Genomic DNA, 19593 nt, shown 5'->3' with positions numbered 1-19593 from the left:
CTTGTTACCACCGCTTAACGCCGACCCCACGGTTCGCGGCGGGGCGATGCCCCGCCGCGAACCTAATAAATACGCCCCTCTTCGACCCGCAGGCGGGTAATCTTGGTCAGAAATTCAGGCCGAAAGTCGGCGAGATCAGTCGCCGTGAGCAGCGTTTGTTGGCCAGGCACACTAACAGCTTCCAGCAGATGCGCCCGACGCTGGGCATCGAGCTCGCTCAGCATATCGTCGAGCAACAGAACCGGCGCATCACCGGCGCGCTGGCGCATCAGCGCGGCCTCCCCGAGTTTGAGGGCCAGCGCCACACTGCGTTGCTGCCCACGCGAACCATACCGCCCCAGGTTGACTGTGCCCACGGTAAAACTCAGATCATCACGATGCGGACCCAGCAACGTCTGGCCACGCGCCAGTTCATCACGACGATTGTTGCGCAATTCCTGCATCAACCGATGGGCAAGGCTGCCCGCATCACGCGCCTCGTGCAAAAGCAAACTCGGCAGATAGTCAATGTTCAGCGGGGTTGTACCACCACTGATCGCCTGAAAGAGCGGGCCAACGAGCGCGTTCAATTCAGCGACAGCCCGCAGACGTTCGGCCAGCAAATAACCCGCCGCCGCCGTCATCTCTTGATCCCAGTAGCCAAGTTCATCGTCAACCGCCCGCGGTGAACGGCGCCGCTCACGCCAGGCCCGCAAAAGGCTATTCCGTTGTTGCACAATCTTCTGATAATGCGCGAGCGTCCGCACATAGTGAGGGTCAAGCTGCGAAAGCGTAATATCAAGGTAGCGCCGTCGCTCAGCAGGAGGACCATCAACCAGCACAAGATCGGCGGGCGTAAAAAGGACGACACGCAACTGACCAACGAGGTCAAGCGCACGCGCCGGGCGGCGATCAATGCGGACGAGCTTGCTCGCCGTATTCGTCAACTGACCCTCTTCATCGGTGCGCCGCTGCACAATCACCTCAAGCCGCATGCGCCCGGTCAACCGGTGGATCTCAGCAAACACCCGCGCAAACGGTGGCACTCCCGCCTCGGCTTCGGCCTCCCAACGCACAAGTTCGCGGTCAGCCCCAACCCGGGGCGACCGCGTCGTCGCAAGATAAAAAAGGGCCTCGAGCACACTGGTTTTGCCAGCAGCATTCGGCCCATAGAGCAAGGTAATCTCAGGGGATAACGGGAGATCGAGGTGTTGATAATTGCGGAAATCGCGCAGGCTCAGCCGGGTAACTTCCATGCGTCATCAGCCACGTAACTCGGTCAGCGTCACCGAGCGCAACGCCTTGAGATCACCACACCCCGCACAGAACATCGCGACCCGCAGTTCACGCATGAACGAGGTGAGACCCTCCACGACAGCCTCGGTACCGCGTTCATCAACGGCACTGACCAGCGCAGGCCGGGCCGTCCCAGCGAGATCAGCGCCCAGCGCAATCGCCTTGGCGACATCAACCCCACTGCGGATGCCCCCTGAAGCAATCAGACCTACCTCGGGCAGCGCAGCACGCACCTGGCGAATACATTCGGTCGTGGCAAGCCCCCAGTCGGCAAAAGCCCCGGCAACCCGACGGCCCTGTTCCGTTGGCTGACGAAACCGTTCGACTTCACTCCAACTCGTACCACCGGCACCAGCCACATCAATCACCTGGACACCACACTCAGCGAGGCGGCGCGCATCGTGTGCCCCAATGCCATTGCCAACCTCTTTGACCACAACTGGCACCTCAAGCGCACGACAGACCTGCTCGATCTTGCCCAGTAAACCGGCAAAATTGGTGTCACCCTCAGGTTGCACTGCCTCTTGCAACGGATTAAGATGCAGAATAAGCGCATCAGCCTCAATCATATCAACAGCTCGCTGGCAATGGTCAATCCCAAAGCCATAATTCAACTGCACGGCACCCAGGTTCGCCAGCAGGGGAATCCGCGGGGCAACCCGGCGCACCTGATAGGTCGAGGCAAGGCGCGCATCAAGTACCGCCGCCCGCTGCGAACCCACCCCCATCGGCAAACCGAGGTGCTCGGCAGCCTCGGCAAGCGCCAGATTGAGCCGCTCAGCCACATTTGCCCCGCCCGTCATCGAACTGATCAGTAAAGGCGCTTGAATCATTTTGCCAAGAAACGTTGTCCGTGTATCAATCTGAGCCAGATCGAGCTCAGGCAAAGCTGTATGAGGCAAGCGATACGCCGCAAACCCGGTCGCAATACCTTTGGCGGCAACATCTTCGCCAAGCACAATCCTGATATGGTCAACCTTCCGCCCTTCGGTCTGGCCTGAATCAGGCATCACCCACTCCTTATTGCTATGAACAAGGCATGTAATATGCTCTCTGCGGATCATACCAGCAAAGAGAAGGAGCGTCAAACCTCTCACCACACAAGCATTTGCCCCATCGGGCAACCTACGCTACACTGAATTGAGCAAAGGCTCACACAAACAAAGGCCCAGCCATGATTCTTGAAATCCTGCGGATCGAGCAGATGCGCACCGAACGCGACCGTCGGGTGATCCTCAGCCTCGTTGCCGAGCAACCAGGCATCCATCACCCCATCGCAAATCTTGCCGACCGTACGCTTCGCTTCGAACGCGATCAACAGGCTAGCCTGGCGCACATAATTGATGCGCTCAACCAGGCAGGGTATGCTCCTGCTGTTCTGGCTTGAAGCAGCAACTCACTTAGTCAGCCGCGACCGGCCAGTGAAACCAGGCGACAAAGTGGTTGTGCGCAAGCACAATGCCAAAATGCCCTTCGGCCAAGCCCTGAGCGACATCCTTGAGCCCATAGGCATTGCAGACAAAATCAGCACAGATCCGCAACCCCAGGCCACTCCCATCAGTCGTAAAGCCCCCATGAAAGAGCCCACCAACTCCCTCAGGGAACCGGTTTTCGAGGATGCGCTGCTGTTCAACCGTCAGAGGATTGGTCACCACAAAACGCAGGTCTGCCGGTTCCGCTCCGAGGGGCAGGATGGTCAACGCGATCTTCTGGGTAGCACTGTGCCTGACCGCATTGTTAATGAGATTGTAGATCACCCGATCAAGCGCCGAGAATTCCAAACAACGCTCGGCAATGGCACCAGTATAGTGCGCCTCAACCGTGATCACGGCTTCGTGCCCCCCATAATACTGGCTACTCGCTTGCCACTTCTCAACCAGTAGTTCAACCGCATGCACGGCCCCGTTCTGATCACGCGCCAACCCGGCAGGATCAATCGCGGGAAGGGCATTGCGCATCATTTTGAGTTGATCGCGTGCAAGAAAAAACATGCGGTGCAGGTTGGCAAGCCCTTCCATCTGAAGGGTGAGTAGTTGCAAATGCATCGCCAGCGCCTGGAACGCGCCACCTCGCAAGTCGTGAATCACCTGATAAACCCGTTGCGAGGTCGTTTCAACAGGTAACGTCTCACCCAAGGCCCGAATATCATACACCAGTGCCGCCCAATCACCCTGATGATAGAGCGTGCGCAGGCGGGGCAGAGCCACGACCGAGTTATGGCGATGGACGCGCAACAGTTCAAAGATATCGGTTAAGGCCTGATAGAGACGCCCCAGCAACCGCTGATCGGCAGGGGAAAACATTGCCAGATCGACACTCATATCCCCGCCATCGTACCGCAAGGTGCGATACGATGGCAGGTGCAGCGGGGCAAGCGCATAATACTGTTCGACAAACGCACGCATCGTCGCTGTCAGCTCGCCAGACAAATCGTGAGCACCTGGCGAAAACGTTCGATCGCTTCGTCAGCCTCGGCATGGGTCAACACGAGTGGCGGACAGAAACGGATGGTTGAGGCTCCACAGGTCAGCACCAGCAAGTTGTTGAGAAAGGCTTCCTGCATAATCGCCTCAGCCAGATCGTGGTCAGGCGCCCCAGAGGTAGGTTCGATAAACTCAACCCCGATCATCAGGCCACGGCCCCGCACGACTCCGATCTGTGGAAATTCAGCCTGCAAGGCTTGAAGACCCGCCAGCAGATGCGCGCCAACCGTCGCCGCATTTGCCATCAACTCCTCTTCAACCAGGCTCAGCACGTCGTGCATGACGGCACAGGTCAGGCCGTTGCCGCCATAGGTATTGCCATGCGCCCCGGGAAGCCAGCGCTGCGCCAGTTCTTCGCGGGCGATCATTGCCCCGATCGGCAAACCACCGCCAAGCCCCTTGGCCGACGCGACGATATCAGGCACAATGCCTTCATGCTCAAAGGCCCACATCTTACCCGTTCGCCCGATGCCACTCTGGACTTCATCACAGATCAAGAGGATGCCATGACGATCACAGATCTCGCGCAGTTTGACCAGCGCCCCCTCCGGCGGCACCAGATAGCCTCCCTCGCCCTGGATCGGCTCAACAACAATCGCGGCTACCTCCGAAGGGGGCGTTGTTGTCCGAAAGAGCGTCTTTTCGATGAGATCGAGGCAGGCAATGCCACACGTAGGATATGTGAGATTGATCGGGCAACGGTAGCAGTTGGGGTAATAGGTGTGAAAGGTTCCCGGCAAGAGCGGAAAGAACCCCTCACGCTGACGCGGCTTCGAGGCCGTCACGGAGAGGCTTCCATATGAACGACCATGAAAAGCACCATAAAAACCAATAATATTTTGACGGCCTGTCACATATCGCGCCAGTTTGATGCTTGCCTCAATCGCCTCGGTACCGCTATTAGTATAAAAAACTTGCCAGCCTGCGCCCCCTGGCATCAATGACACAAGTTTTTCTGCCGCCTTGATCATCGGCTCATTGTAAAAATCCGTCCCCGCCATATGCGTAAAGCGCGTAGCTTGCGCCTGAATCGTCTTGACCAACCGCGGGTGGCAATGCCCTGCGGCAAGCACCGCAATGCCCGACGTCATATCGAGGTAACGATGCCCATCAACATCCCAGACCTCACACCCCAACGCATGATCAATGACCAGCGGATAAACGCGGCCCATCGGGGCCATGACCCGCTGATCACGCTCAACAAAATGACGCGCCTTTGGCCCCGGTAGCTCGGCAGGTCGCTCACTAAGATCAACTGTTTGTGACGTACTCATCTTTCTACTCCTTTATCACTGCAAGCATACCATATGACCATCGGCGCATAGCGCTCTTCAGCACACCAGGTCACTTAATCGCCCCACCCGAGATCGTGTGGTTTGGCCCGCGCAGGGGCGGGTTTTCCTTCACCCTCGTCATCTTCACCTGTGTTGCCTTCACCTGCAAGCTCTTCATCAAGCATCTGCTCAACCATCTCGTCCCAATCTTCGCCAGCCTCCTCACCCAATTCTTTGCCGAGACGTTTGGCCCAGCGTGCAATCGAGCGCGGATCGCTCTCGTCGAGTCCAGCGAGGGTCGAAGGATCGGCCAGGGCTTCCATCCGTGCCTCTTCTGATTTCAAGGTGGCAAACCGCGAAACGGCGCGCTGCACGTCGTGATTGCCACAACGCGGACAGATCAGACCCTCGGGATCTTGAAAACCCCGTACCAGTTTCTGAAAGGTACCGTTGCACGTTGGACAGAGATATTCGTAAATTGGCATAGGTAGCGTATTTCCCTTTCCGAAGTCTAGCGTAAGATGGCTTCAACAAGCGCAGGAGGCGCAACCGGCTGGTCACTGAAACGGTAGGCAGCCAGTAAAGCGGGCGCAACCTGGGCGGCAGCAGACTCGTCGGCAGCATGGATCGTCAACAACGGGTGCCCGGCCTCAACCAGATCGCCCACACGAGCCTGGATCATCAACCCGACCGCCGGATCAATCAGATCCTCTTTGCGTGCGCGACCACCCCCGAGCGCATTCACCGCCAACCCGAGCGCCATCCCATCAATGGTGGCAACATACCCTGTACATGGCGCAACGAGCGGCTGCTGCACCGGCGCCACCGGTAACAAATCCGGTTGCTCTATCACGCGCACGTCGCCACCCTGATGGCTGACCATCGCATGAAACTTCGCCCAGGCTGAACCGTTGGCTAACGTCGCTTGCAGCATCGCCCGCGCCTCATCCGGCTCCTGTGTCAGCCCTGCCAACACAACAAGTTCGCTTCCCAGCACCAGGCAAAGCTCAACGAGGTCAGGCGGCCCACCTCCGCGCAACACGGCAATCGCTTCACGTACCTCCAACGCATTGCCAACTGCTTGGCCAAGCGGTTGTTGCATCGAACTGAGCACTGCCGCAACACGCCGACCCGCGAGTTGCCCGATCTTCACCATGATCTGCGCCAGGTGACGGGCCTCCCCGAGGGTCCGCATAAACGCGCCACTCCCATATTTTACATCAAGCACGATGCAATCTGCGCCAGCAGCCAGTTTCTTGCTCATCACACTCGCGGCGATCAAGGGCATCGACTCAACGGTTGCCGTCACATCGCGTAAGGCATAGAGTCGTTTATCGGCAGGAGCCAGGTCGCCACTTTGGGCGACGACCGCCAGGCCAACCTCGCGTACCAGGCGGCGGAAAGTAGCACCATCAAGGGTCGTCTGAAAACCGGGTATGCTTTCGAGCTTGTCAATCGTGCCGCCACTGAACCCAAGTCCACGTCCACTCATCTTGGCGACAGGTAGACCGAGTGCAGCCACCATTGGCCCAAGCACCAGCGTCGTCTTGTCGCCAATGCCGCCGGTCGAATGTTTGTCCACCGTGATTGGGGCCAGATCGTGGAGATCGAGCATATCGCCACTCTGCGCCATTGCCAGCGTAAGATCGGCTGTCTCGCGATCATCCATGCCACGCAGCAATACAGCCATCGCCCATGCGCTCATCTGGTAATCAGGGATGGTACCATCACTGTAGCCAGCGATCAGCCAGTCGATCTCTTCACGGGTCAAGGGCAGGCCATCGCGCTTCCTGGCAATCAGATCAACCATGCGCATAACGTAGATCCTTGATCGTTCGTGGCAGTTCAGGCAACAGATCGCCAGCCAGTGTCCCCATCTCACCCATATCGTCCCGCACCCGTGCGCCAGCGGCCCCGTGCAGATAGACACCCAGCGCAGCCGCATCATACAGACTCAACCCCTGCGCGAGCAGGCCACCAATCGCCCCCGCCAGCACATCGCCCGTACCTGCCGTTGCGAGGGCAGGGTTGGCCCCGTCATGCACAAGTGTCCGCCCATCTGGGGCCGCAATGAGCGTGGTTGCCCCTTTGAGCACCACGACCTGCCCCCAACGCTCGGCAGCCTCGCGCACTACAGCCAACCGATCTTCGGGCAAGCTCTCTAGCTTCAACAAACGACGGAATTCTCCGGGGTGCGGGGTAAAGACAAAATGCTCTTTCGGCAACCGTTCACTCCAGTCGTCAATCGTCGCCAGCAGATTAAGACCATCGGCATCAAGCACCGTCAAGGGCAAGGACGGTACGGCTGATGAGGTCGAAGGCTGTTCTTCAGCACTACTGGAGAAGAAACCAACTCGTGGTTTTGTTTTTGGTGTATCCAGGCCAAAGGCACGTTCCACAAAGGCCCGGGTCGAGTCAGCCTGACCAAGTCCAGGGCCAAGCACCAGGGCCTTATAGCCCGTTACCTCTTTGCCAAACTCTTCCAGCGCAGCAGGGCCCAATGCCCCCCAATCACCCTCAGCCAGCGGCAACACCGTCACCTCAGGGAGCCGCGCCGCCATCCCCAGCACCGTACGAGCACCGGCAAGGGTCACCAACCCGGCCCCCGCACGCGCCGCTCCGGCACAGGCGAGAAAAGCCGCCCCAGGATACCGAAGTGAACCAGCCACTACCATTACGTTGCCAAAGCTCCCCTTGTGTGCGTCAAGTGGTCGTTCCGGTAACAACGATCGAGCATAGGCTGCGGTCAGCAGATCGCTCATAAGCGCCTCCAAATCATGCGTAGGAATTTCAAGCTCGGCCAGGGCAAGGTGCCCTCGATACATTCGTCCGGGATAAGCGAAAAGCCCTGGTTTGGGCAAGCCGGTCGCCACCGTAAGATCGGCATAGAGTGCCGTTCCGAGCACAGCACCACTATCTGATTGCACGCCCGTGGGCAGATCAACCGCAACAACGAGTGGATGCTGCGGGCCAGTCGTCACGCTGGCCTGGCGGCGCACGGCATTGACTTGCGCAACAATCGCCGCCAGGCTCGGATCCAGGTACCGCGAAGCGCCCATGCCAAGCAGCGCATCAACCACCAGATCGGTACGATCCAGTGCTACCGTGAGCCAATGCAAATCAGGATCGTGCGCAGCCTCGTGCTCAATAATGCCCCGTTGGCGGCACTGCTGCCAGTTGGCATCATGCTCAACTCCCTGGCGCCGCCAGAGATAGAGCGCGACGACAGAACCTGCATCGTGCAAATGACGAGCGACCACCAATCCATCGCCACCATTATTGCCAGGCCCAACCAGTACCAGTACTCGGCGACCAACGGGGTCGCCAAGGTAACGCAAGGCTTCACGGGCCACCCCAAGGCCGGCATGCTCCATCAAACCTTCCCACGTAGCGCCGGCCTCAACCGCAGCCTGTTCCAAGCGCCGCATTTCTGCTGTAGCAACAATTTTCACGGCAAGCCTGCCAATCCAACCACACTCGCCATCGCATACTCCCGCGTATGCGTCAGGCTCAGTGACAACTCGGCCAGGCCAAGGGCCGCCGCAGCCTCTGCGGCCGCACCATGCAACACGAGCTGGGGCCGACCATCATCAGCCCGTCGAACCTCGATCTCGTGCAGATGCAGCAGCGGCACCGTCGCCTCGGCGGCCCCGAGGCCACTCAGGCCACGCCCAAGCGCTTTCACCGTGGCTTCTTTGGCCGCCCAGCGAGCCGCCAGCGAATCAAAGCGTGGTGCTCGCGTCGCAAAGCCACAGTCTTCCAGTTCCCCTGGGGTAAAGATCCGCTGCGTGAAACGCTCGCCCCACTGTTCGACCGCTTCACGTATACGCCCGACTTCTACAAGATCAATGCCATGATAAATCATCAACTATTGCTCGCCAACAAGTGAAACCTCGGTAACCCGTGAATCATAGTCATGGCCCTGTGCAAAGATCTGGATGCTCCGCAAATAACGAAAATCGGGCAGTTTATCTTGCTCACGCAGATCAAAACTGATCAAAGCCCACTCGGCTAATGGCACAGGATAATACGTCACACCTGGCTCACGCACCATCGGCGCAACCGCATCTTCATCAACAAAGATACAATAGTCACGCTGCTCTTCAGGATCAGCCGGGGTCGTTCGTTTCGCGATGAGCCGCACCATCACGGGGCATTCGACACCACGATCACCCGTGTCGGGCAGGGATTGATAGAGCACCCGCACCCAGAGCGATAGGCGCAAACTGGGAAACTCCGAGATGTCCACACCCAACCCCTGCGTCCCCAGTTCCTGCTTGATGCCGGTCGTGAAACTACTTGTCTGCCCACCCGAACGATAAAACCAGGCAGCAACCCGTCGCTCGTTGGGGGCACAGAAATTGTTGACAATCGGGGGCCGACAGGTCTGCGCAAGCCGAAAGAAGCCCTGGTTCTCACGCGGCAGATCTGGCCCTGAATAGACGTGCCAGTACTCGGAACGTGGTCGTGTGGGATCAGCCACCGTGGTATTATTGTATTCTACCTCGGTAAACTGGCTAAACCCACCATCACGCACCAGATCCCAGCGTGCGGGAACCACAAGCCCCGGGGAACCAGCCGCGTCGATCGTCACCCGTTCACGAGAACCGAGGCTTACCGCTTCCCCATCCACCCCGATAACCGTGGCCGAACCACTTCGCACCGCAACGTCAACTTCCTGCGCAAGACCATCATCAACCCGCAACACCGAGCGTGCCGGGGGACGCAACTCGACACTGTAACTGCCACCCGGCGTCAACTCGATCAACGCATCGCCAACATGAACCTGGAATTGTACATGGTCATAGGGCTGAGCTTCCGCCAGATCGTAACGGATGTATCCCTTGTTTTGCCTCATCACCACGCGAAAATGATCCTGGTTCCACCGACTAACCTGCATCGTCTCAAGCGTCAGGTCGGTTCCCGCCCACAGATCAAACTGGCTCCCATCAAAGAGCTTGATCGTCGCTACCTGACCATAACCAGCCGTCGCCGTCGTGCGCACACTATCGCCCTCAGCCAGAATCAACCCATCAGGCGCACCCTGATAGATCGTACGCTGCGCCGGGCGCCAACTCAACGACTCAGCCGGGCCACGCACAATCAGCGTCGCTTCACCGGTGAGCGTTGCTTCTTGATACACATTTCGTACGGTCAATCCTGCCCATGTCACCAACCCGACAAAAAGGGCAAAAAAGAAGAGCAGGCTTGCCCAGGCAATGCTCAGCGTACGCTGTTGAGCCGCCTGGCGTAAGGCAACACCTGAATCAGCTGTTTGCATAATCTATATCTAATCTATGCGCTGCAACGCAAGGGCAGCGGCACCAAGCAAACCAACGTGATCACCTAAGGAAGCCGCAAGAATGGGCACCTCACGATAGAGTGGGACCCGTACATTGGCATACGCCACTTCCCGAGCGGCCTCCAGCAAGGCTGGATTGTGCAGAATGACGCTTCCCCCTACCAGAAGAATTTCAGGACTGAAGAGATGCAGCATCGAAGCAAAACCCATGCCCAGCAGATGGGCTTCACGCTGCATTAACTGCCGGGCCAATCGATCGCCTTGCTGCGCCGCCAGAGATACCTCGGCGGCCGTGACCGTCGCCGGTGTCGCCAGTTTGTGCAGGGCACTATCGGGATAGTGGGGCATCTGCATGGCCGCCTCACGGCCAAGCGCTGTCCCCGAAGCGAGATCTTCCCAGATCGCCCCGGTCGCCTGATCCACAATCAAAAAACCTGGTTCCCCAGCAGCCCCTAGGCGCCCAAGCAGCAAGTGACCATCAACGATAATGCCGCCACCTATCCCTGTACTCACCGTCAGATAAACCAGATGGCGTAGCCCTTGTCCACGCCCAAACCGCCACTCGCCCAAAGCAGCCACATTGGCATCATTCCCAAGGGTGACAGGCAAACCCGTCGCTGCGGCGACCCGATCACGCAACGGGAAGGCATCCCACCCCGGCATGTTCGGCGGCGAATAGATCATCCCGGTGACCGGATCAAGCGGCCCCGGTGCACCAATGCCCAGACCCAACAACCGATCATTGGGCAGAACCACGGCCCGCACCAGTTCAATCAACTTCAGGACACGCCCCAGAACCGCCTCGGCACCTTCATGCACCAGCGTCGCGGTACGCTCAGACAAAACTAGCTCACCCGTGAGCGTCACGAGCGCGGCACGAAGTTGGGTTCCCCCAATGTCAACTGCAATCACGTAGTCCATACCCTCGATTATAGCACGCTGATTGACTCTCTGTGGAGAAAACGCTTGACAGAACAAGTGTTTGCTTGCTATAATACATCCTACATACGTTCTATCGTGTTAAGGTTGACGATTGAACAATGCATCCATACTGCCGTTGGCCCCCTGTCTGGGCTGCGGCCTGAAGAAAGGACAGGGCATATGCGGTCTTCAAATGGGCTTTCCGTACGCCAGGAGAAGATTCTGAACTACATCAGGGACTTTCTCAAAAAGAACAACTATCCGCCAGCCATTCGTGATATTCAGAATGACCTCGGCATCAGTTCAACGTCGGTTGTCGCCTACAATCTGCGCATCCTGGAAGAGAAAGGCAAAATTTCCCGCGATGGCAAAATTTCCCGCGGCATCAGCATTCCAGGCATGACCCTTGATCAGACTGTCGTAACGTCACACGGCTTTACGGTACCAATGCTCGGGATGATTACCGCCGGTTCACCATTGCCCAACCCTGAAGCGATCAATGTCGAGGATGCTGAACAGATCGAGGTTCCCGCTGAACTGGGGTCAGCCGAAAAGTTGCGTGATGTCTATGCCCTGAAGGTACGTGGGTATTCAATGGTTGATGCGCTGATCGGCGACGGCGATATCGTGCTTTTGCGCTATCAAGAGACCGCCGATAATGGGCAGACCGTCGTTGCTCGCCTTGTTGACGAAAATGCAGTCACTCTCAAAAAGTTCTACCACGAGGGTGAACGCATCCGCTTGCAACCAGCCAATGTGACGATGGAGCCGATCTTTACGACGCCTGATAATCTGCATATTCAGGGGCGCGTGGTCGGTGTGATCCGTAGCGTTGAATAGACCACAGAGGCCTGAGGGAGGAAAGAACGCCAGCTAAGCTGGCGTTCTTTCCTCCCTCAGGTCTCTTCATCCCGCTGGCCCCATCACTAGCGGTGGCGGCACAAGATACCACCATGCATGGGTGAAGTACGCAACCGCCCCAAGCCCGATCAGCAGCAAAGCAAAACCAAGATCAGTCCACCGCAGATGCCAACGGCGATGCGGCAAGACAAGATGAGCACTGATCCAGCAGAGCAACACCGTCATCAGGCTATACCCAATCAGGGTCGCCCGATAGATCGGTATGACGACCACGCCAGCCGGGCCGTAAAAGATTACCCCCGAGCTCAAGAGGTGCAAAAAGGGCAGGCCCCCGGTCGAAAAGTCAAAAGCAATAAACGGCATCATCCCTGGATCAAAGCCACCTTCGATCACCCCCGGCTCAATCGTTGTCACCGCAAAGAGCGCACTGAGTGGGTTTAGATAGTAGAGCATTGGGGGCGGTGATTGCCCCGGTGGGTTACTGAACTGGCCCCACACGGCACCGATGAGCAGCGGAACACCAATCAAGAGTACGACTAGCAGATAGGCAACCGTCGTTGCTCGGGCCGTACGCCGAAAAAGGCTCGAACAAAAGAGCCCGATCGCGCCAAAGGCAACCGTCGTTACCAGCAAGAGCACCACTGTCTTGACGAGCGCCCGCGGTTCCACCCCGCCAAAGACGAGTACAATGCTAAAGACTGGAAGCGAAGCAAAAATGAGCAAAAAGAGGTAACTCAAGGCGGCAAGCAACTTGCCCCAGAGGAGTTGCCCGGGGCGCAGCGGGGTAGCCATCAGCATGTCGTAGGTAAGTTGCTCCCGCTCACTGCTGATCGTCGCGCTCGTCAAGGCCGGGGCCAGCATAATAATCAAGAGCAATTCAACAAAACTGAGCCCACGGAAGAGCGCTTGTCCAACCTGCGCACTCAGCACTGCCCCCCCAAAACGAGCTTGCTGCAACATCAGTTGATAGATGCCCAACCCGGTCAGCGCCAGCAACACCAGAAATCCTGTCAAAATCAGATACGGACGCATGCCTCGCATCCGGGTGCGCACCTCTTTGACAATGATCGGGTTCAGTTGAAAATGCAACACTCGCCTCCGCCTCCCTCACCTCTCAAGACCTGCGCTCACGTACCTTACCCTTTGCGTCTTTGCGTCAAATCATCAGAACATGTAATTCACAGCCTACTCACCCGCAGTCAGGCGTAAAAAGAGTTCTTCCAGATTCTCGGCCTGAGCACGGAATTCGCTGATCGCCAGACCCTGACCGATCAAATAGTGCAACAGACGAGTCTGCAACGTCTCATCCGCTTCGTCAAGTTCGATAATCAGGGTTCGTTCTTCGGTTGGCGCAAGCCGCACATTCCGCAGATGTGGCAACGTTTCGCTTGCCGTGCCGACGAGTCCGCGCAAAACAATTTCGGCCTGTTCAACACTGTGCAGCACGCGGATCCGCAACTGCGCACCACCTTGCAACTGTCGCCGAACTTCGTCAACAGGCCCACTGATCACCATTTTGCCACTTTCGATGATCCCAATTTCAGTACAGATTTCGGCCAGTTCGCTGAGAATATGTGAACTCAGCACCACTGTTTTGTCCATTTCACGCAAGGTACGCAACAACTCACGCAGTTCGACGCGCGCCCGCGGATCAAGACCACTGGCTGGCTCGTCTAGCAACAGTACCGGTGGATTATGCACCAGCGCATGTGCCAGGCACAGTCGTTGCTGCATCCCCCGCGAGAGCGTCTGCACATACGCAGTGCGTTTGCTGCTGAGATCAACCAGACTCAACAACTCGTCAACCGTACGACTACGACGATCCGATGGAATACCATAACAACGGGCAAAAAAATCGAGATACTCCCAGACCCGCAGATCATCATAGACGCCAAAAAAATCAGGCATATACCCGACGAGACGCTGACCACTTCCCGGTACTAACCGTTGTCCCGAAAGCCGAATTTCACCACTCGACGGCTCGAGAAGACCGGCAAGCAAGCGCAAGGTCGTCGTTTTACCTGCCCCATTCGGCCCAATAAAGCCATAAATACTGCCACGCTCGACCCGTAAATTGAGCTGGTCAAGCGCGATCATACGCCCATAGCGGCGGCTCAAACTGATCGTCTCAATCGCAGGGGTCACGGCAAGGCTCCTCTGACACTGACTCCGAGGTAAACACAACTAAAAGCGACCTGTGGTAACTCATTGCTCACCTGCATACGTACCGTCCCATTGCTACGCAGAAAGCGCTCAGGTTGTGCCACAGCAAAAGAACGATCACGCATACTCGAACCAACTGGCTGTGCGACCCAATTGCCCGTCCCCCAATCAAAGAGGGCGACATTGGTGCCGTCAGACCACCCCCCATCGCCGCTGGTCAACAACGTCAACGCCGTTGGACGCAACCCATACAGATCACGCGGCAGCCGCAACTGCAAGACCTGCGGCTGCGGTATCAGTGCGAGGCCATTGCCCTGGCCTCCATAGCAGAAATTGGTCGCACTCGGCTCAAACTGAACCTGCATCCATTGCTCGCTCAGGTTCACCTCGCTGACGCTGACTTCGATGCGCGGAAACGCCGTAATCAAGGCTAGTTCCTGGCGATCCACCCGCAATTGCTCGTCACCAAAACGCACCGCCGCCGTATCAGCCCAGGCCACCAGCAACGGCTCGCTCTGATGCTGTCCTGGCCCATAACTAAACCGTGCATCAAGAATCCGTACCCGTTGTTGGAGATCGGGGCTAAGTGGTTGACCACCGGGGAGGCCCTGCTGCTGCTGTTCCTCGCCATACATAAGATAGCTAACCGGAACAAAGACTGTGCCAAACATCTGATCCTGTTGCACCACCTGCAAGACACCGCTCGCTGTCGCACCAGGAGCCAGATCGCCAAGGCGCAAGACCTGGTTGCCCTGCATCAGATGTACCTCGCGCAGGATGAGCGGGGTGTTATTCGTCACTTCACCTTCAAGACGCTCACCATGCAAGATCACCCGTGACTGTAACCCTTCCAGCGGAATCGACGTATCGGTCATCAAGGCGCGCATCGACCACTGCGCAATCGTCAGATCACGTACGGCGCTGACCCTATCATCTTGATGGTAAATCCCGCCGCTCGGCAGGGTCAGATCCCAGGGGCCCTGGATCGAGATCGGGCGCATCAGCGGTGGGACACGCGACGAGACAACCGTCTGAACAGGGAGGGTGTACTGCTCACGCTGGGGCGAAAAAATCCCCAGAAACGAACGGGCGCGCGCAATCCCCCCACTCCCTGCGGCAGGTTCAATCAGGGTCACCTGATTGAAAAGTACCGCATTGCCCCGCTGCCAAAACCCGACCCCATAGGTCAATCCTGCAAAGACCAGGGTAATCAGCGGCACCACGATCCAGCCAAGCGCCTGACGGTCGAGATGGCGCAGCAACAGAAAGGTACCCGGCCCAACCAGCAGAATATAGGTCGCAACCAGCACCATCAACAAACCAAGCGGAGGAAACTCGAGGGCAGGCAAACTGGTCAGACTCGCCGCCATATTGCTCTCGAGAAAACTATCCATGCTCGTCTGTTCCGGCACAAAACCCGGAGGAAGCGGACTGGCCGAGCGCAACAACTCACCCCAGAAGAAACTCCACCCATCCCAGGCGAGCAAGGTTGGGTGGCTGGGCGGCAGGGCAAGGACGGTGAGCAAACCCTGCCCCAGCGTCTGTTCCACAGCAATGGGATCATCAATTCCCGGCAATGTGAGTGGCAAGCGATAGGACAAGCGACCTTCTTGATCTGCAACCGGCTCAAGCCGCGCAAACGGCACATCCGCAACGGCAACCCCTGATGCACCCACCAGGGTCGCTGCCGACAGCGGCCTCACGCCAATGACGTGCGCTGGACGGAGCGAAGCGGGGAGGCTGGCAAGCAAACCCGGAAGCTGATCGCCCCCACCAATCATCAGGCGTCCACCCCGCATAACCCACTCATGCAAAGCCATCTGCTGGTCGTCACGCAACTCGGTAGCCGTGATCTCATCGAGGAGAAGCGTATCAAACATCGTCAGGCCAAGGGGATGGGAAGGGAGATCGGCAGCTATGACCGACATAACCAGCAAAGGTTGACCATCAGGTAACCGCTCGGGCAGGCGCAACGGACGATCATGATCAGAAACAACACCGATCACATGCGCCCGTGCATTCGCTGGCATCAACTGCAATGGCTGCGTTGCCAGTTCGCGCCCATCTTCCAGCACTCGCACAAAAAGACGCCGTGACGAAGGGGTCATATATGCATAGAGCGTCACCGCCTTGCGTGCATCACGCGGCAACTCAAGCAATGCTGCATACTGTGCCCCGTCACGCGTCCCAACCTGCACTTGCACCGTGCGATCAGCACCACGATTTTCGACCTCAACAACCACAGGGAACCAGGTCGCCGTGCGAAAGATATCACCAAACAACGGCCTGGCTTGCAACGACAACCGTTCGGCTTGATCAGCACGAAGCACTGGCATCGGTGCAACGAGCACCACCAATGCCAGCAGCACAGGCAACCAGTGCAGTGAGCGAGACTTCATAGATGCGTGCCTTCAGACAAGCAAACCTACCGGTGCCAACGCAACAAGGCGGGAGTGACCTCACAACCACTACCGCCCACAGTATAATACTGAACAGCCAAGAGCAAACTGAAAAAAGCGTGATAGCAAGCGCTACAACGCAGAGAATCACATGCAAACGAGGCAAACAGTCGCAAGGGCAGACGGGGCAACCAGCCGAAGGTGGCATGAAGAAAGAAGTTGGCAAGGCACGCTCAAGGCCTGACGATATTCGTCAAACATCATCGTACCTTGCCAGGATAGACCTACATATCGCGACGTCGTACATGACGGGGTGAACGCTCAATGGGAAGCAGCACAGGCTCACGCTGCAAAGACGTGAACGAAATAAACATGAGCAGCGCCAGAGTGGCGGCCATCACAACCAGCATGAAGAAAAGAGCCATAGCAGCAATCCTTTCGACTATGACACTACCATCGTCGCCAGGCGACGTGGCTGTCTATATAATAAGTATACCTAAGATTAGGCACCGCGTCCATACCAAAATTGTGAGTTTTTACTCACAATTTTTCCAGACCACAGGTTTGCCAAAGCGATCTAGAGATGTTATACTGTCACCGCGACACGGTTGTGTGCGCAGCATCTTGCTGCCTTGCTGTGCATGGTATTTCGAGAAAACCGTTCGGTCACGCCGCATTAGCCCGTTCAGGAACACTGCGATGAAGTATCGCTGAGTTTGCGTCCAGGCAAAGGTATCGCCCAACCAGAACTGGTTGCGCGTGCCAATCTATTAGTATTGCGGCCTGAGTTGTGAGGTTGTGGAAAAGTGGGTAGCCCCCACTTTTCTTAATTGTAGGCGAGAAGTAAACCAATGAAGAGCGACTTTTATACAGCGATTTCACAGATTGCGGCAGAACGGGGCATTCCCAAAGAGGCAATTTTAGACGTGATGGAAAAAGCACTAATCACAGCCTATAAGCGCACCCTGGGAACAAATCTCCCCCCTATGGAGGTCACTGTTCGCCTTGACCCACAATCCGGGGCGGCTGTGGTCTATGCCGAAAAACAGGTTGTTGATGATGTGCTCGATGAGCGCTTTGAAATAGATATCGCCGATGCCCAGAAAGTCAAGGCAGATGCACAACTCGGCGAAACAATTATGGTGGAGAGTACGCCGCATGACTTCGGGCGCATCGCCGCACAAACGGCGAAACAGGTTGTGCTCCAGGGGATCAAAGAGGTTGAGCGTGAGTATATTTATGGCGAATATATGGATCGTGAGGGTGAACTGATCACTGCGACGGTTCAACGTATGGCCAAAGGCAATGTGATCCTCGAAATGGGCAAAGCCGAGGCCATCCTTCCACCAAAAGAGCAGGTGGATAACGACCGCTATTATCACGGTCAACGCCTGAAAGTCTACTTGATGGAGATCCGACGTGAGGATCGTGGCCCTCGTCTGATTGCTTCACGTACGCACAAACAGTTGATTATGCGCCTCTTTGAGATGGAAGTGCCTGAGATTTACAATGGCACGGTGGAGATTAAGTCAATCGCCCGTGAGCCAGGTTTACGCACCAAGGTGGCCGTGGCAGCCCGTCAAGAGGGCATTGATCCCGTAGGCTCATGCGTTGGAATGCGGGGTATCCGTATTCAGAATATTGTCAATGAGTTGAACGGCGAAAAAATTGATGTGGTGCAATGGTCAGTTGATCCTAAAGATTTCATCGCCAATGCCCTTTCACCAGCTCAGGTGGTTGAAGTTCATCTGAATGAAGATGACCACGCGGCCCTCGTGATTGTCCCCGATAAGCAACTCTCCCTGGCAATTGGCAAAGAGGGCCAGAATGTTCGCCTCGCCGCAAAATTAACCGGCTGGCGCATTGATATCAAGAGCGCAACCGCCCTCTTGGAAGAAGAACGGGCATCCTCAGAAGCGCGCGGCTTTGCCGAGGCTGAACAGATGCAAACCGAGGCTGAGCTTTCACACGCTCGGGTTGAAAATCGCAAGGTGCGGCCTGATGCTACTGTGATGTATCAAAACCATCGCTATGGCCCGCTTGGCAATGAACTGATCGGTGAGACTGTACAACTTCGCACAACATCACAGAAGTTGTATATCTATGACCGTGATCGCTTGATCGCATCCTATATCCTGATTGAAGGTGAGGGTGGCAGCGAAGAAGAAGAATAGCTTGCCCGTGAGGTGAAGATGGCCCATCCGTCAGGATTACGTAAAACTAGGCCCGTTCCTCAACGTACCTGCGTTGCATGTCGGCGTACCGACGCAAAACAAGGTCTTATTCGCGTGGTGCGCAACGCTGAGGGACAGGTAGTGATTGATCCGACGGGTCGCCTCAATGGACGTGGGGCCTATCTTTGCCCTGAAATAACCTGCTGGGAGGTCGCCCTCAAGCGGCATCAACTCGAACGAGCCCTGCGGGTGGCAAGTATTGAACCTGACGTGAGTGCTCTGTTGCTGGCATATGTGCGCGATCTAGAAACAACGAAGATATGAAGCGCTGATGATGTAAGTACAGACAAAGCTTAGCTCCATTGGTCGGTCGCGGTGGCATTCGGCCACCTGAACGGCTCAGGGAAGTGAAAGGATAAGAAGAAATGAAAACTACTACAGGCGTCTCTTCCCGTGATGCCGATCTTTCTGCTACTGGCAGTCGTGACTCGGGTGGGCCAGGTGGTGGCAACCGCGGTTCTGGTAGCGGCGGGGGGCGTGGTCCTGGTGACTCCGGTGGACGTGGTCCCGGTGGCCCGAGTAATCGTGGCCCCGGGGGGCCTGGTGGCTCCGGCGGGCCTGGTGGCTCCGGCGGGCGTGGCCCCGGTGGCGGGAGTAGCCGTGGACCTGGCGGCCCCGGCGGCGGTAGTCGTGGCCCCGGTGGCCCCGGTGGCCCCGGCGGCCCCGGCGGTGGCAGTAATC

19 protein-coding genes are annotated in these 19593 nt (G+C 57.2%); 5 read left to right on the top strand and 14 right to left on the bottom strand.

From position 1 onward, the window contains the following. Positions 1 to 62: 62 nt before the first annotated feature. Positions 63 to 1235, bottom strand: a complete 1173-nt coding sequence (recF, locus tag EYB53_RS03905) for a DNA replication/repair protein RecF (RefSeq protein ID WP_135476902.1) — start codon at positions 1233 to 1235, stop codon at positions 63 to 65. Between the two features lie 6 nt (positions 1236 to 1241). Further along, positions 1242 to 2285, bottom strand: coding sequence for a type 2 isopentenyl-diphosphate Delta-isomerase (gene fni / locus EYB53_RS03900; RefSeq protein WP_135476901.1), 1044 nt, complete (start codon positions 2283 to 2285; stop codon positions 1242 to 1244). 164 nt (positions 2286 to 2449) lie between these two features. On the opposite strand from fni, the gene EYB53_RS03895 reads away from it, so the two are divergent. Beyond that, complete coding sequence (locus EYB53_RS03895; protein WP_135476900.1) at positions 2450 to 2662, top strand: hypothetical protein; 213 nt, start codon at positions 2450 to 2452, stop codon at positions 2660 to 2662. 13 nt (positions 2663 to 2675) lie between these two features. On the opposite strand, the gene EYB53_RS03890 is transcribed toward EYB53_RS03895, so the two are convergent. From EYB53_RS03890 to EYB53_RS03855, 8 genes are all read right to left on the bottom strand, one after another. Further along, entirely contained in the window at positions 2676 to 3704 is a 1029-nt protein-coding gene (locus EYB53_RS03890; protein ID WP_135476899.1) for an ATP-binding protein, read from the bottom strand. After that, the gene (locus tag EYB53_RS03885; RefSeq protein WP_135476898.1) at positions 3689 to 5032 is read right to left on the bottom strand and encodes an acetyl ornithine aminotransferase family protein; all 1344 of its coding nucleotides are present in this window, start codon (positions 5030 to 5032) and stop codon (positions 3689 to 3691) included. Before EYB53_RS03885 ends, EYB53_RS03890 begins: the two co-directional genes overlap by 16 nt. A 74-nt stretch (positions 5033 to 5106) precedes the next feature. After that, entirely contained in the window at positions 5107 to 5517 is a 411-nt protein-coding gene (locus tag EYB53_RS03880) for an FmdB family zinc ribbon protein (protein WP_135476897.1), read from the bottom strand. A 26-nt stretch (positions 5518 to 5543) separates the two neighbouring features. Further along, positions 5544 to 6848: a pyrimidine-nucleoside phosphorylase gene (locus tag EYB53_RS03875; RefSeq protein WP_135476896.1), complete on the bottom strand. Its 1305-nt coding sequence runs from the start codon at positions 6846 to 6848 to the stop codon at positions 5544 to 5546. Further along, the gene (locus tag EYB53_RS26560) at positions 6835 to 8484 is read right to left on the bottom strand and encodes an NAD(P)H-hydrate dehydratase (RefSeq protein WP_371879063.1); all 1650 of its coding nucleotides are present in this window, start codon (positions 8482 to 8484) and stop codon (positions 6835 to 6837) included. Before EYB53_RS26560 ends, EYB53_RS03875 begins: the two co-directional genes overlap by 14 nt. Then, positions 8481 to 8897, bottom strand: a complete 417-nt coding sequence (acpS, locus tag EYB53_RS03865) for a holo-ACP synthase (protein ID WP_135476895.1) — start codon at positions 8895 to 8897, stop codon at positions 8481 to 8483. The genes EYB53_RS26560 and acpS overlap by 4 nt, the downstream gene beginning before the upstream one ends. A gap of 3 nt (positions 8898 to 8900) precedes the next feature. Then, positions 8901 to 10313, bottom strand: a complete 1413-nt coding sequence (locus tag EYB53_RS03860; RefSeq protein WP_135476894.1) for a FecR family protein — start codon at positions 10311 to 10313, stop codon at positions 8901 to 8903. 9 nt (positions 10314 to 10322) lie between these two features. Further along, a complete protein-coding gene (locus tag EYB53_RS03855; RefSeq protein WP_135476893.1) occupies positions 10323 to 11255 on the bottom strand; it encodes an ROK family protein in 933 nt (310 codons plus the stop codon). Positions 11256 to 11435: 180 nt separating this feature from the next. On the opposite strand from EYB53_RS03855, the gene lexA reads away from it, so the two are divergent. Further along, positions 11436 to 12095 (top strand): transcriptional repressor LexA, encoded by a 660-nt coding sequence (lexA, locus tag EYB53_RS03850; RefSeq protein WP_135476892.1) that lies wholly within the window; start codon positions 11436 to 11438, stop codon positions 12093 to 12095. 66 nt (positions 12096 to 12161) lie between these two features. Here lexA and EYB53_RS03845 read toward each other — a convergent pair whose 3' ends face one another. The 4 genes from EYB53_RS03845 to EYB53_RS03830 all read right to left on the bottom strand — a co-directional run bounded on the left by EYB53_RS03845 (position 12162) and on the right by EYB53_RS03830 (position 17103). Continuing rightward, on the bottom strand, positions 12162 to 13205 hold the full coding sequence (locus tag EYB53_RS03845; RefSeq protein WP_254150868.1) for an ABC transporter permease: 1044 nt from the start codon (positions 13203 to 13205) through the stop codon (positions 12162 to 12164). A gap of 96 nt (positions 13206 to 13301) precedes the next feature. Continuing rightward, the gene (locus tag EYB53_RS03840) at positions 13302 to 14261 is read right to left on the bottom strand and encodes an ABC transporter ATP-binding protein (protein WP_135476891.1); all 960 of its coding nucleotides are present in this window, start codon (positions 14259 to 14261) and stop codon (positions 13302 to 13304) included. Beyond that, a complete protein-coding gene (locus EYB53_RS03835) occupies positions 14258 to 16678 on the bottom strand; it encodes a DUF8815 domain-containing protein (protein ID WP_135476890.1) in 2421 nt (806 codons plus the stop codon). The genes EYB53_RS03840 and EYB53_RS03835 overlap by 4 nt, the downstream gene beginning before the upstream one ends. A 284-nt stretch (positions 16679 to 16962) precedes the next feature. Next, positions 16963 to 17103 (bottom strand): hypothetical protein, encoded by a 141-nt coding sequence (locus EYB53_RS03830; protein ID WP_167857242.1) that lies wholly within the window; start codon positions 17101 to 17103, stop codon positions 16963 to 16965. A 426-nt stretch (positions 17104 to 17529) separates the two neighbouring features. Here EYB53_RS03830 and nusA point away from each other — a divergent pair, with 426 nt between their 5' ends. The 3 genes from nusA to EYB53_RS03815 form a co-directional block, all read left to right on the top strand. Beyond that, entirely contained in the window at positions 17530 to 18852 is a 1323-nt protein-coding gene (gene nusA, locus EYB53_RS03825; RefSeq protein ID WP_135476889.1) for a transcription termination factor NusA, read from the top strand. 18 nt (positions 18853 to 18870) lie between these two features. Beyond that, positions 18871 to 19176, top strand: coding sequence for an RNase P modulator RnpM (rnpM, locus tag EYB53_RS03820; protein ID WP_135476888.1), 306 nt, complete (start codon positions 18871 to 18873; stop codon positions 19174 to 19176). A 101-nt stretch (positions 19177 to 19277) separates the two neighbouring features. Beyond that, positions 19278 to 19593: hypothetical protein (locus EYB53_RS03815; protein WP_254150867.1), on the top strand; the 316-nt coding region annotated here is incomplete at its 3' end.

The sequence above is a fragment of the Candidatus Chloroploca mongolica genome (assembly GCF_004762035.2).
In the GTDB taxonomy this organism is placed as follows: Bacteria; Chloroflexota; Chloroflexia; order Chloroflexales; family Chloroflexaceae; genus Chloroploca; species Chloroploca mongolica.
This window is presented reverse-complemented; position numbering and strand designations above follow the sequence as displayed.

Coding starts and splice junctions, on each gene's coding strand:
- EYB53_RS03830 (WP_167857242.1), bottom strand. CDS start 17,103: ATGGCTCTTTTCTTCATGCTGGTTGTGATGGCCGCCACTCTGGCGCTG.
- EYB53_RS03860 (WP_135476894.1), bottom strand. CDS start 10,313: ATGCAAACAGCTGATTCAGGTGTTGCCTTACGCCAGGCGGCTCAACAG.
- acpS (WP_135476895.1), bottom strand. CDS start 8,897: ATGATTTATCATGGCATTGATCTTGTAGAAGTCGGGCGTATACGTGAA.
- EYB53_RS03875 (WP_135476896.1), bottom strand. CDS start 6,848: ATGCGCATGGTTGATCTGATTGCCAGGAAGCGCGATGGCCTGCCCTTG.
- fni (WP_135476901.1), bottom strand. CDS start 2,285: ATGCCTGATTCAGGCCAGACCGAAGGGCGGAAGGTTGACCATATCAGG.
- nusA (WP_135476889.1), top strand. CDS start 17,530: ATGAAGAGCGACTTTTATACAGCGATTTCACAGATTGCGGCAGAACGG.
- lexA (WP_135476892.1), top strand. CDS start 11,436: ATGCGGTCTTCAAATGGGCTTTCCGTACGCCAGGAGAAGATTCTGAAC.
- recF (WP_135476902.1), bottom strand. CDS start 1,235: ATGGAAGTTACCCGGCTGAGCCTGCGCGATTTCCGCAATTATCAACAC.
- EYB53_RS03855 (WP_135476893.1), bottom strand. CDS start 11,255: ATGGACTACGTGATTGCAGTTGACATTGGGGGAACCCAACTTCGTGCC.
- rnpM (WP_135476888.1), top strand. CDS start 18,871: ATGGCCCATCCGTCAGGATTACGTAAAACTAGGCCCGTTCCTCAACGT.
- EYB53_RS03880 (WP_135476897.1), bottom strand. CDS start 5,517: ATGCCAATTTACGAATATCTCTGTCCAACGTGCAACGGTACCTTTCAG.
- EYB53_RS03835 (WP_135476890.1), bottom strand. CDS start 16,678: ATGAAGTCTCGCTCACTGCACTGGTTGCCTGTGCTGCTGGCATTGGTG.
- EYB53_RS03885 (WP_135476898.1), bottom strand. CDS start 5,032: ATGAGTACGTCACAAACAGTTGATCTTAGTGAGCGACCTGCCGAGCTA.
- EYB53_RS03895 (WP_135476900.1), top strand. CDS start 2,450: ATGATTCTTGAAATCCTGCGGATCGAGCAGATGCGCACCGAACGCGAC.